This is a genomic window from Deltaproteobacteria bacterium (assembly GCA_016709225.1).
GTDB lineage: Bacteria > Myxococcota_A > Polyangia > Nannocystales > Nannocystaceae > Xiheibacterium > Xiheibacterium phototrophicum.
In genome coordinates this window covers 1,021,853-1,034,622 of the sequence record JADJEE010000001.1, presented here as the reverse complement: position 1 = coordinate 1,034,622, position 12,770 = coordinate 1,021,853, and the positions used below count along the sequence as shown (strand labels likewise).

The 12,770-nt window shown below is 71.3% G+C and carries 10 protein-coding genes; 1 reads left to right on the top strand and 9 read right to left on the bottom strand.

What is annotated here, in order from left to right; genetic code table 11:
• Positions 1-15: 15 nt before the first annotated feature.
• The 6 genes from IPH07_04350 to IPH07_04325 form a co-directional block, all read right to left on the bottom strand.
• Positions 16-1,383: a hypothetical protein gene (locus IPH07_04350; protein MBK6916614.1), complete on the bottom strand. Its 1,368-nt coding sequence runs from the start codon at positions 1,381-1,383 to the stop codon at positions 16-18.
• Between the two features lie 112 nt (positions 1,384-1,495).
• On the bottom strand, positions 1,496-2,866 hold the full coding sequence (locus IPH07_04345) for a hypothetical protein (protein MBK6916613.1): 1,371 nt from the start codon (positions 2,864-2,866) through the stop codon (positions 1,496-1,498).
• 308 nt (positions 2,867-3,174) lie between these two features.
• Complete coding sequence (locus IPH07_04340; GenBank protein ID MBK6916612.1) at positions 3,175-4,830, bottom strand: serine/threonine protein kinase; 1,656 nt, start codon at positions 4,828-4,830, stop codon at positions 3,175-3,177.
• A 106-nt stretch (positions 4,831-4,936) separates the two neighbouring features.
• Positions 4,937-5,569: a glutathione S-transferase family protein gene (locus IPH07_04335; GenBank protein ID MBK6916611.1), complete on the bottom strand. Its 633-nt coding sequence runs from the start codon at positions 5,567-5,569 to the stop codon at positions 4,937-4,939.
• 34 nt (positions 5,570-5,603) lie between these two features.
• On the bottom strand, positions 5,604-8,216 hold the full coding sequence (locus IPH07_04330; protein ID MBK6916610.1) for an AgmX/PglI C-terminal domain-containing protein: 2,613 nt from the start codon (positions 8,214-8,216) through the stop codon (positions 5,604-5,606).
• Between the two features lie 159 nt (positions 8,217-8,375).
• The gene (locus tag IPH07_04325) at positions 8,376-8,750 is read right to left on the bottom strand and encodes a hypothetical protein (protein MBK6916609.1); all 375 of its coding nucleotides are present in this window, start codon (positions 8,748-8,750) and stop codon (positions 8,376-8,378) included.
• Between the two features lie 511 nt (positions 8,751-9,261).
• On the opposite strand from IPH07_04325, the gene IPH07_04320 reads away from it, so the two are divergent.
• Positions 9,262-10,005 carry a hypothetical protein gene (locus IPH07_04320; GenBank protein ID MBK6916608.1) on the top strand — a complete coding sequence of 248 codons (744 nt, stop codon included), beginning with the start codon at positions 9,262-9,264 and terminating at the stop codon, positions 10,003-10,005.
• 71 nt (positions 10,006-10,076) lie between these two features.
• Here the strand turns inward: IPH07_04320 and IPH07_04315 are convergent, their stop codons facing one another.
• The 3 genes from IPH07_04315 to IPH07_04305 form a co-directional block, all read right to left on the bottom strand.
• Complete coding sequence (locus IPH07_04315; GenBank protein MBK6916607.1) at positions 10,077-11,318, bottom strand: hypothetical protein; 1,242 nt, start codon at positions 11,316-11,318, stop codon at positions 10,077-10,079.
• Positions 11,319-11,415: 97 nt separating this feature from the next.
• On the bottom strand, positions 11,416-11,922 hold the full coding sequence (locus tag IPH07_04310) for a DUF1993 domain-containing protein (protein MBK6916606.1): 507 nt from the start codon (positions 11,920-11,922) through the stop codon (positions 11,416-11,418).
• Entirely contained in the window at positions 11,891-12,763 is an 873-nt protein-coding gene (locus IPH07_04305) for a hypothetical protein (protein MBK6916605.1), read from the bottom strand. Before IPH07_04305 ends, IPH07_04310 begins: the two co-directional genes overlap by 32 nt.
• Positions 12,764-12,770: the final 7 nt, after the last annotated feature.

Genomic DNA, 12,770 nt, shown 5'->3' with positions numbered 1-12,770 from the left:
GACGACGACCGCGCGTCAGGGACCGAACAGCTGCTCCGGTGTCGCGAGCACGCGGAAGAGGTCTCCGGTCTTCGGCTTGCCGTAGGGCCAGAGCACCACCGTGCCGTCGTCGAGCATGGCGTTGATCTGCCCGAGCCGCTGGATGGTCCGCGCCTCGCCGAACTCGACGTACGGCAGGTTGTCGCCCATCTCGCCCGGCTCGTCGCCCAGATCGTCCTCGGGGCCACTGCCCAACCCGAGCCCGAGCTGAACACCTCGGCCCCAACACTTCACGCGTCCTTCGTCCGACACGGCACAGCTGTGCTCGTACTCGGCGCGCACCGCCACGGCGCGGAAGTCTCGCCCGAGATCGACGTACGGGAGCGCGTCGCCCAGCGGCGGCAGCCGATCGTCGCGATCGCCATACCCGAGCCGGCCGAACGCGAATGGCTCAGGCTGAGCGGGCGGCTCGAGGTCCGCGAGCGACGAGTTCCCGCCCCAGCACTTGATGCGGCCGTCGTCCGTCAATGCGCACGCGTGCAGAGTGCCCCCCGACACCTGCACCACCCGGATGTCCGTCCCGAGATCGATGAACGGCAGCGCGTCACCCATCTCGCCCTGCTCGTCGCCCAAGGGCTCCCAATCCGGCGACACCACGCCGAGCCGACCTCGTTCGTTGCTGCCCCAACACTTCGCCTGCCCCTGCTCCGTCCAGATGCACGGTCCCATCGTGAGCCCAACCGCGCGAACATCGGTCCCGAGATCGACATACGGCAACGCATCCCCCATCTCGCTCGGCCCGTCGTCTCCACGCGTTTGCGTGTCCCCGAGGCCGAGCGACGCATGGCCACTGCCCCAGCACTTCACCCGGCCCGCACGCGAGCGCGCGCAACCACCACCTTCGCGATTCACGACTTGTACGGCGTCGAAATCGGCGCCCAGCGACACCGGGGGCATGTTGGCGCCCCGCTCATCCTCCGTATCGCCGACCTGCCCCATCTCGTCGGGGCGCCCGAGCGCGAAGAACGTATTGTTGCCCCAACACTTCACCGCTCCCGAGTCGAGCACGACGCACCTTTGGTACAGCGAGGAACTCACCGCAACCACGCGTTCCCCCGGCCCAAAGTCCACCGGCGGGATGCCCTCCGGGTGAAGCTCATCCCGCTGCAAGAACAAGCGATCATCGTCCGTCACCGCTGCGTCCAGCGGTTTCTCCGACCAACACTTCGCGACGCCGTCGATCGCCGCGCAGTTGGGGTTGAGCAGATCCTGTGCAATCTCCACCGGCGGCGGCCACTCGCGCGGTGGCTCGTGGACCACGCGGTCGTTGCAAGCCGCCGCCACGACCAGCGTCAGTGCGAGCCAACGCCCCACCGCGGCGATGCTCAGTTCGACGTTGCGCATTCCGCTTCTCCCCACTGCCCCGGGCTCCACGCAGCCACGGTCAGCCACGGCCTCGACGTTGCTCGGCTGCTCAGCGATGCTCAGCACGGGGAGACCATCAGCCGACCGCGCGTCAGGGACCGAACAGCTGCTCGGGCGTCGCGAGCACGCGGAAGAGGTCTCCGGTCGGCGGGACGGCGTAGGGCCAGCGCACCACCGTGCCGTCGTCGAGCATGGCGACCACGAACCCCAAGCGCTGCACGGTGTGCCCGTCGCCGAAGTCGACATACGGGAGATTGTCACCCATCTCGCCCGGCTCGTCGCCGAGGTCATCGTCGGGCAACGGCCCGAGCCCGAGCCCGAGCTTGACGCGTTCGCCCCAGCACTTGACACGTCCTTCGTCGGAGACGGCACAGGTATGGTTGGACTCGGCGCGCACTGCCACGGCGTGGAAGTCTCGGCCGAGTTCCACGTACGGGAGCGCGTCGCCCAGCGGCGGCAGCCGGTCGTCGCGGTCGCCATACCCGAGCCGACCGAACGCGATCGGCTCCTCGGCGGGATAGGGTGGATCGCGGTCCGGAATCGTCGAGTTCGCACCCCAACACTTGATGCGCCCCTCGTCCGTCAGGACGCATGCGTGGTGGCCACTTCCCGACACCTGCACGACGCGGACATCGGTCCCGAGATCGATGAACGGCAACGCGTCTCCCATCTCCCCGGGGTCGTCGCCCAGCGGCTCCCACTCGGGTGACACGACGCCGAGCCGACCGCGTGCGTTGCTGCCCCAGCATTTCGCCCGCCCCTGCTCGGTCCAGATGCATGGTCCCATCGTGAGCCCAACCGCGCGAACATCGGTCCCGAGATCGACGTACGGCAACGCATCCCCCATCTCGCTCGGCCCGTCGTCGCCACGCGTTTGCGTGTCCCCGAGGCCGAGCGACGCATGGCCACTGCCCCAGCACTTCACCCGGCCCGCACGCGAGCGCGCGCAACCACCCCCTTCGCGATTCACGACTTGTACGGCGTCGAACTCGGCGCCCAGCGACACCGGGGGCATCTCGGCGCCCCGCTCATCCTGCGTATCGCCGACCTGCTCCGTCTCGTCGGGCCGCCCGAGCGCGAAGAACGTATTGTTGCCCCAACACTTCACGGCTCCCGAGCCCAGCACGACGCACCTCTGGTACAGCGAGGAACTCATCGCAACCACGCGTTCCCCCGGCCCAAAGTCCACCGGCGGGATGACCTCCGGGTGAAGCTCATCCCGCTGCAAGAACAAGCGATCATCGTCGGTCACCGCTGCGTCCAGCGGCTTCTCCGACCAACACTTCGCGACGCCGTCGATCACCGCGCAGTTGGGGTCGAGCAGATCCTGTGCAATCTCCACCGGCGGCGGCCACTCGCGCGGTGGCTCGTGGACCACGCGGTCGTTGCAAGCCGCCGCCACGACCAGCGTCAGTGCGAGCCAACGCCCCACCGCGGCGATGCTCAGTTCGACGTTGCGCATTCCGCTTCCCCCCACTGCCCCGGGCTCCACGCAGCCACGGTCTCGAAGTTGCTCACCGTCGCGCCGGCCAACATCAGTGCGACCGAACCGAACCGAACCTGTGCGTTCCATCCGTCGCACCGAATCTAAGTGTCAGCGACGCCACGCGATGATGTCAAACCTCAGCGCGGTGACTCGATGACCTTCACGGACGATCGAGCGCCGACATCGCCGAAACTCCGAGCTGCACCACCCGTCGCCGGCAGCCGCCCGCGCTCGACCGCCGCGGACGCATGCACGCGAGCGCGCGTGGACCTTCATCCACGCCACTACCCTTCGCGCGGAACCACCCGCGCCGTGCTGCGGCCGATCCACGCCGTCGCGATCGCGGCCGCCACCAGCGATGCGATCGCAGCACCCGCCCCCACCGTCGCGGTCGGGGCCTCGGCGAGCAGCAGATCGAAGCTGCTCGCGAGCGCGGCGACGGCCGACCACGCGATCGTGGCGCCGGCGAGCATGGCGGTCATGCGGCGTGCGAGCGCGACGGCGCGCATGCTGTTGCCCCACACGGTGCGGCGCAGCCAGCGGATCCACAGCGCGACCGGGGTCGCGAGCACGCCGATGAGCGCGAGCACGAGCAGCGTGCCCTCGCTGCCACCCAGCGCCTCGCCGCGCGAGGCGACGATGGTGCGGGCGGCCGCGGTCGCGAGCGCACCGACGACCAACACGACGGTGGCGAAGGACAGCAGCACCACCATCGGGCGCGCACGCTGGACCTCGCGGGCCGACGGCGCGGCGGCATCGCTGCCGGCCACGTGGCTGCCCGAGCCGGTGGTGGTGCCGAGCGGCGCGAGCATGCCGTGGCTGGAGCTCGGGCCCTCGGCGCCGCCTTGCTGCGCCTGCAGCCGCGCGAGCGCGGCGTCGAACTCCGCGAGGGTCCCGAAGCGCTCGCCGACGTCGCGGGCCATCGCGCGCTCGATCACCAGCTCGACCTCGTCGTCGATCTCGGGCGCCAACGTGCGCGGGCGGATCGGATCGCGGGTCAGCACCATCGTCAGCGTGGCCGCGGGGTCCTCGGCCTCGAAGGGCTCGTGGCCGGTGAGGCAGCGATACAGGATCGCACCCACCGAGTAGATGTCGGCGCGCGCGTCGACCCGCGCGCCGCGGGCCTGCTCGGGGGCCATGTACGCCGGCGTGCCCATGATGACGCCGGTGCGCGTGCGGTTGCCCGGCGCGGTGTCGTTGACCCGTGCGATGCCGAAGTCGAGCAGCTTCACCATCGGCGCGTCGGTGCCCACCAGGAACACGTTGTCGGGCTTCAGGTCGCGGTGCACCACGCCCTGCGCGTGCGCGGTCGAGAGCGCGGCGCACAGCTGCCGCACGATCGCGATCGAGGCCGACAGCCCCAGCCGCCCCACGCGTTCGAGCCGTTGCCCGAGGTCCTCGCCCTCGAGCAGCTCCGCGACGATGAACGGCGTGCCCAGCTCGGTCTCGTGCACGTCGAACACCTGCACGACGTTGGGGTGCGCCGCGACACACGCGGTCTCGGCCTCGCGACGGAACCGCGTGACCAGCTCCGGTCGCCGCGCGAGCTCGTCGTGCATCACCTTGATGGCGAAGCGGCGCTGCGCGAGCCGGGCGTGACGCGCCTCGTAGACGCGGCCCATGCCGCCTTGACCAATGAGTCGCGTGACGCGGTAGACGTCGGACAGCAGCGCGCCGAGCATGGGGTCGGCGTCGGCCTCGACCAGGTGCTCGAGTGGCACCACGTCGCGCGGACACACGCGGTAGTCGAGCGGGAAGCGCTCGCCGCAGGTCGGGCACATCTTGGCGCCGGCGGGCGCGGGCGTGCGCGTACTCGGGCGCGACGGCGAGGGCTTGGCGGGCGCGCGCGCCGGCGCGGCGGCCGGGGCTTTGGTGGGCGACGGCACCGGCGGCGCGAGGCCGTGCACGATCGTGCCCGCACCGCTGTCGCGCGCGGGCACGACGGGGCGCGCAGGTGGACGGGACGCCGAGGGGGGATCGGCCACGACGGCAGGGTATCAGGCTGCGGTCACGGCCGTCCGGCCCGCGCGAGGAGGCCGCGCGGCGTCACGCACCCGGCATCTGGATGCCGTGCTCCTGCATCACCGCCGCGTTGCGGGCGTCGGCGCGCTGCAGCGCCGGGCGTTGTCCGAGTCGCTCCGCATACGCGGTGAACACCGGACGGGCCTCGAGCATCCCGAAGCGCAGCATGTAGCGCAGCGTGCCGCCGAAGATCGCGTCGGCCATCGAGAACTCGGCGCCGAGCAAGAAGTCGCGCCCCGTGAGTGCGGCCGCCATCGCGTCGAGCATGGCCTCGTGGGTGCCCCAGCCGGCCTGACCGGGCTTGTAGTCCCAGCCGGCGGCCTTCGCCATCGAGCCCGGCTCGACCACCGACGGGGCGAACAGCGACCACCGCAGGTAGGTGCCGCGGCGGGGGTCGTCGAGCGCGGGCGCGAGTCGACCCGCCGCGTAGCGATCGGCGAGGTAGAGACCGATCGCCGCGTTCTCGGTGACGATGACCTCGCCGTCCTCGAGGATCGGCAGCTTGCCCATCGGATTCTTGGCGACCAGATCGGCCGACTTCTGCTCGCCCTTCATGATGTCGACGAAGCGCAACGTGTAGGGCTGCCCGACCTCCTCGAGCATCCAGATGGTGCCCGCGGCACGGGAGAACGGGTGGTGATGGAGGGTGATCGCCATGGCGCGCAAGCCTATGTCGAAGCCGCGGCCGTCGTCAGCCCCCGCCCGCGCGACGACGCCGATCCGCGGGATCGGGCTCGGGCACCGCGAAGACGAACGGGTAGTTGACCATCGCGGCGCCGGCGTCGGCGCTGACCGGGAACCGCCACCGGAGGATCTTCGCGGCCAGGCACTTGCCGAGCGCCTCGTCGGCGATCTCGCTCTCTCGCACCGCCGCAACCGTGACCTTGCCGTCGCCGTCGATCATGAAGCTCATCACCACGCGCCCGGCGGCGGTTGGATCATGCACGAGGGTCGCGTTGTAGCAGGCACGCACCTCGGCGAGGTGGGCTCGCACGATGCGACGGATGATGCGTGTGTCGAGCGAGCCCGAGACGGTTGCCTTGGCCATGCGGATCGACGGCACCCGTGTGCCGCGACCGCCGAAGCCCGCGCCCGAGCCGCGGCCGTAGCCCGCGCCCGAGCCACCGCCGCCACCGCTACCGCTGCCGGAGCCGTGGCCGAGTGTGCCCACGCCGCCGTGGCCGACGTGCCCCCAGACCGCCTGCTCGGCCATGCCCTGGGTGGCGTCGACGCCCTGCACCACCGTGGTGTGGGTGTCGCGACCGTCGACGTGGGGGGTGTGGTCGACCGCGACGAACGCCGTGAACTCGGTGAGCACCGCGTGGCGCAGCGACAACGCGACGACCTGCGACTCGATGCGTCGCGCTGCGGGCCCGCTGTGGCGCAGGTAGGACGGCTCGAGCAGCAGCTCGGCGATCCGCGTGCGCGCCCAGCTCGACGACACGCCGCTGACCTCCTGCTGCGCAATCGCGGCGGCCGAGGTCACGACCGGCACGTCGACGTGCTGCCGGCCCCGACGACCGCGCACGACGATGCCGTCGCGCACCGGTCCACGGAGCTTGCCGAACACCACCACCGGGCGATCGAGCAGGAGGTCGGGCAGCAGTGCCGGCGCCAGCGCTTCGACCTCGGTGCGGCCGAAGTCAATCGACAGGTCGGTCAACGCCGGGCGATCGAGCTGGGCGAAGAGCCGATCGACCACCGGCTTCCAGTCATCGTCCGGTGCGAGGTAGGCGACGTCGCCACGACCCGTGCGGGCCATGCCGTCCAGCAGGTAGCGGTTGATCGACGCACCGATGCCGATCGAGAACAGCCGCGCGTCGCCAATGCGATCGCGCAGCAGTGCGAACACCTCGGCCTCGTTGCCGATGTAGCCGTCGGTCAAGAACACCACGAAGCGCACGCGCTCGGGGTCGTGGGGGAAGCCCAGCGCTGCCTCGACGCCGTCGGTCATGTTGGTGCCGCCCTCGCCCTCGAGGCCGTCGACGTAGGCCAGTGCGGCCGCGACGTTGTCGTCGGTGGCGGGCACGAGGTCGGCGCCGAGACCGGAAGCACGATCGGAGAAGCGCATCACCTGGAACGCATCGCCGGGACGCAAGCCCAGCAGGAGCTGGCGCGTCGTCGCCTTCGCACGGGCGATCGGCTCGCCGTTCATCGAGCCCGACGCATCGAGCACGAAGATGATCTCGCGCGGCGGTGCGTCGTCGGGATCGACCGTCGCCGGCGGATCGATGGTCAGCGAGAAGAACTGCTCGCCGTCGCGCTGCTCGGTCAGTAGCATCGCGCGTGGCTGCGCAGCGCTGCGCCGCCACGACAGCACGAAGTCGCGGTTGAGCAGCGCGTAGTCCTCGTCGAGCACGACCACCGGCCCGGCGGCGTCGCGGTGCTCGCGAACGCGGTGCGTGGTGGCGCGTAGATCGTCGATCGGCAGGCCGGGGTCGAACGTCACCGCGATGTGCAGGTCGCCACAGCTGCGCAGCCCCTGCGGCACGACGGGCGGTGTGATGCGAGAGCCGTCGACGACCCGATCGGTGTCGGGCAGCACGCCCGTACCCGCGTGGCCGACCGGCTGCCCCGGCAAGTAGCGTGGGCTCACCACCGTCGGCAGCACCAGCTCGTAGCGCCCGCTGCGGGGCGCGAGCGGCTGCACCACGTGGATCTCGACCTCGATCTCGGCACCGGGCGGCAGGTTGGCGAGGTGCTGCGTGAACACGTTGGGCCGCTCCTGCTCGAGCAGCGCCGCGGTCTTGCCGGCCCGCTTGGCCTTCTCGTAGCGCGCCTGGGCCTCGTCACGACGCTCGATCTCGCCGCGGACCTCACGGCCGGCGAAGCGGAACGCGTAGCGATCGACCGCGCCGTCGTGCGGGAGCGGGAAGGTGTAGACGGCTTCGATCGGCGCGTCGAAGTCGTTCACGAAGCGCTGGGTGACGACGGTCTCGGCGATGGTGCCGGTGACGTGGCTGTCGAAGCGCGTGTCGGCCAACGGCAGGCCCATGACGACGTCGCCGCGGGTCGTGAACAGCGCCCCGCCGGCGTCCTGCGTAGGATCGATCGCGACGCTGCCCGAGCGACGTGCGAGGCGCTGGCAGTGGGCGTCGGGCGGGCGCGTCGGGTCGAGCTCCACGCGGTCGTCGTCGTCGTCGTCGTCGTCGTCGTCGTCGTCGTCGGGGAGCTCCCCGCGATCGTCGGCGTCGGCCCGCAGCGCAACGTCGTCGTCACGGACATGGGGCTCGGTCGTCACGCCGTGGGCAGCACAGGCCACGACGCCGACGCCGAGCACGATCGACCAAAGTCGTGCTGCCATCGCCAAGAACCCTCCCGGATGAAGGTGCACGCCCACGACACGCGGCGTCGGCCGAGGTTCCCGACCACCCGGGGATTTCTCGACGGTGGCGCGCGGGCCCGGTCGGTGCACCGCGCAATGGGCTCGAACCCGAGGGCGCCGGATCGCGCCGACAGCCGGTCACCGCGGCGCGGTGCGATGCGAGCAGCCCTCGTCGATGCTGCCGTCCTCGCGCAGCGTGACGCACTGCCCGTTGCGGCACGCGACCTTGTCGTGCTGCCAGTTGCAGCCGTCGTCGCAGGTGTCGCGCTCGGGGTGCGCCTCGATCCACGCGCGGGACACCGCCCCGAGCGCGCAGGTCTGCGCGCAGTCGGTGTCACGGGCGCAGCGCCAGTCTGGCGGCTCGAGCGGGATGGGCGCTGCGACCGGTCCCTTCGGAGGGCTCGCCGCCTGGGTGACCGCCGGCTGCGGGGGCGCTTCGGCGGGTGCCGGCGCAGGCGCGACCGTGGAGGTGCAGCCGAGGACGAGGGCGATCGCGACGACGTTGCGATGCATGGCCCCCGCAGTGTGTGCGATCCGCCCGCGACGTGCACGGCCTTGCGTGCGATGCCCTGCCCTGTCCGCACTGTCCTCCGCTCGCTCGCGCTGAGGCGATCGATGGGTACAGCTCGCGCTGTCGCGCAAGACGGCGCACGGCGAGCATGGACGGTGAAGTACCAGGCACGAGGGTTTCGCGACCGGGAGCGCTTCCGCAATGCCACTACTTCCACAGCGGCGACCTCCATCTCCAACCGGCAGCATCATGCGATGATTCTCCGGTCACCCGAAACCCGGAAGCGCCGCGCAAATGCTCCGTCGTTCTCGAGGGAACTTCGTCCCGTTGGTAGAAGAGCCGCTGGCCGCGGCGTTGATATGCATGACGACAGGCCGCGGACGCCATTGCCCTCACCTTGCGTCTATCCGCTGCTACGATGCTCCAAGCATGGATAGGCCTGGATGGCATGCGACATGGATCTTCCTCATCGGTCTAGCGGCATGCGGTCCGTCCGCGCCACTGGAGGTTGCCGTGGGCGAAGGCAGCGGGACGAGTTCCGCTGGCACGCAGACGAGCGAGTCGTCGTCGTCGAGCGGGGAGCCCACGTGTGACCCGACACTCTCCGGCGCGACGGCGGTGAGCTTCGGTGTGTGCCTCGACGTCGGCTGCGGTTCGCTCGAGGAGATGCCGTGGCGTGAGCTCGATCCGCAGTTGTGGGAGCGGCAGGTCATGATGACGTGCGAGGTCGGGGTCGTGTACGCCGACGACTTCGGCGGCCTGGTGACGCGCCTCGAGGACTGTGAGGGCGACGAGCAGCCGCTCGTCGTCGCCGTGCGCGTGCCGGACTCGGCCTCGCTCGCGGTCGAGCTCGGGCAGACGGTGCAGCTCTCGCATCTCGCCTCGCGCGACGACCTCGGCGTTGCGATCGAAGATGCATGGACGCTGCGGGACGCAGGCGGTCGCCTGCTCGCGTTCTTCGCGAGCGGAGCCGCGTTGCCGCCCGGGGACTTCACGGCACCGCTGCGGCTCTCGGCTGACGATGCGCTCTGCTTCCGCGAGGCGGCGAGCTACTGCGAGGGCGAGATCTACAGCGGAAAGGTCCGCGTCGGGCTCGACGGTGCCACGGTCGTGGTCGGGCCCGAGCTCGCGTCGATCGACGACCCCGGCGGTGGCACGTGGCATCTGCGCGCCGCGGCGGCCCTCCACTCGAACTACCTCTGCGGCGCGGGCGAGTGGTGGGACTACCGGGTCTCGGGTCTCGCATTGCCGCCGTGAGCCACCGCGCGGCGGCGCCCCCGAGACCGCACGGTGGGCTCCTTCCGGCCGCGCCGTGCGGGGCCTGGGGGCTAGCCCGCCGGCGGCATGTTGCAGCCATAGACGATGTCGACGTCGACCACGGTGCCGCCCTTGATGGCCTCGCAGCTGCTGCCGTGGAACGTCACCGAATTGGTGACCGGGTCGTAGGTCCAGCCGTCGACCGCATCGTTGGGCACGCCCGCGGGATCGAGATCGAAGAACACGTAGATCTGCGAGGGGTCCTCGGGCACCTGATCGAGGGTGAACGTGCACGATGCGACGGTCTGCAGCGCGGCCTCCAGCGCCATCTGCAGGCTGGTGGGATCGTTGGCCAAGAGCCCGTGCTCGGTGCCGCCGGCGACCGCGATCGCCTCGAGCTGGCCGCTGACCGCGTCACCGAAGCCGACCGCAAAGGTCAGCACTGGGATCGCCTGTCCGAACAGCGCCGCGGCGCCGCCCGGGCCATCGACGCTCGAGGTGCAGTCGCCACTCTCGCCGCCGTCGGTGATGAGCAGCACCGCATTCTTGCGCTCGGGATCCTGCAGCGAGGCCTCGCCGACCAGCGCCTGCAAGGAGACGCCGGTCGAGGTCTCGGGGTTGCCGCTGTCGCACAGGTAGCGGGTGAGCCCGTCGGGCCCGACCGCCTGGCCGTTGATGCTGCCGACCCCCGCGGTGGTGGCGAGGAAGTTCTGCACGTTGACAGCGTTGCTCGGCAGAATCGGCACCACGATCGTGCCCGGCGAGCAGCCCGGCGCGATGCACGACGAGTACGTCGCGAGTCCGAAGCGCACGCTCGCGTCGAAGGCGGTCGTCACGTTCTCGACCACCGACACCGCCACCTCCCAGCGGTTGTCGGAGCTGCCCGGCACGTCGCCGTCCATGCTGCCGCTGCGATCGAGCAGGATCATGACGTTGGGCGGCACCGCGTCGAGCTGGAACTGGAAGCCACCGCAGCCGCCACCGATGGTGCAGACGCCATCGATGCACTCGAAGCCGCCGTCGCAGTCACCCGGCAACATGCACGCGTCGGGCGGCAGGCACACCCCCGAGGTCGCGGCGCAGCGCTGCCCGGCGGGGCAGTCGTCATCGCTCGAGCACGTCGTCGGATCGCCGAGCGTGTCGGTGGTGTCGAGCCCGGTCTCGTTGGTGCCGGAGCCACCCACGGTGGTCGCCACGGTCAGCGAGCCGCCGCCGGTGAGCGTGCCGTCGGTGCGGCCGCTCTCGTCACCGCCGCCGCACGAGAGCAGCACCGCCGCCGCGATGACCGAGATCCGCCTTGCCATCGTGTCCATGCTCGACCTCCCCACGCCGCACGCACGCGGCCTCGGCATCGTCGCATGGTTCGCGCGATGCCGGACGCTGCGACCGCGCGTGCGCGTGTTCGCGGGCTCAGGGCAAGCGCTGGGTCAGCGCACCGAGGTAGTCGCGCTTGCCGAGCGGCACGCCATTGGCACGCAGCAGCGCGTAGGCATGGGTCAGATGGAAGTAGAAGTTCGGCAGCGCGTGCTCGACGAAGTAGTCGGCGCCGGTCATCGTCTTGCCCTCCCAGCGCGGCTGCGTGATCTCGCGGGTCGCCGCGCCGGCGAAGTCGGCGGCGGTGAGGCCATCGAGGTACGTCAGCGTCGCCTGCATGCGCACGCGCACCTCGTCGATCGTGGTCTCGGTGTCGGGCTGGGCCTCGAACGGCTTGCCGGTGAGTCGCGAAGCGGCCTGACGCGCGGTGTCGCAGACGATCTGCAGCTGCCGCACGAGCGCGAACTGATCGGGCGCGAGCCGGCACTGCAGGAACGCGTCCGCGTTGAACGAGCGGGTCTTGGCGGCGGCGTCGGCCTTGTCGAGCCACAGGTCGAGCTGCGCGAGCTGCTTACGCATCTGTCGAAAGAGTTCGGGGTACATGCGGGGCGCACTCTACCGCCGCGGCGCCAACCCGTCGCAGCGCGTACCAGCCGAGCACCGGCGCCGCGCCGGCGCCGAGCACCGGCACCGGGAACGCCCCGAGGAACGTGACCGCGACCGTCGCCAGCAGGTAGACCACCGCCGCCCACGCCGCGGGGCCGTGGCCACGGGCCGCGATCGCGAGCGGCAGCACCAGGACCGCGATCGCCAGCGCAGCCACCACCGTCCACGTCCGCCCGGCCGCGAACGCGAGCACGAGGATCCGCTCGACGTGGTCGACCGGCGCCAGCGGATCGGCGCGGGACCACGCCACCGCCGCGAGCACCAGCAGCGCCGCCGCCAACGGCACGTCGACGCGACGCGGCACGCCCACGCCGGCGAGCAGCAGCGGCAGCGCCCCGATGGCGAGCGCGGTCGCCTGCCCCGCATCGGGCTGCGCCACGTGGACCAGCTGCACGAGCACCAGCGCCGCCCGTGACAGGCGTGCGCGCCAACTCGGCCACGACGTGCACCGCACGAGCAACCACGGCGCGAGCGCACTCGAGGCGTGCACGCGCAGCCCACCGAGCCCGAGCCACCGATGCACGCCATCGATCCCCGGTGCGAGCAGCGTGCACGCGATCGCGACGGACGCGACGACGGGCGCCCATGCGATCGCACGCGACCCGGCGCCGGGCCGCAGACGCGCGAGCGCGGCCACGATCGCGACCAGCCCGAGCGCCGCGAGGTTCGGCGCATAGGCCGACCACGGGACCCCGTGCGCGAGCGCGATCGCCAGGCCGACCGCGACAGCCGGCAGCGGCGCGAACCACGACCACGCGAGGAAGCGACTCGAGGTCATGCGCGCG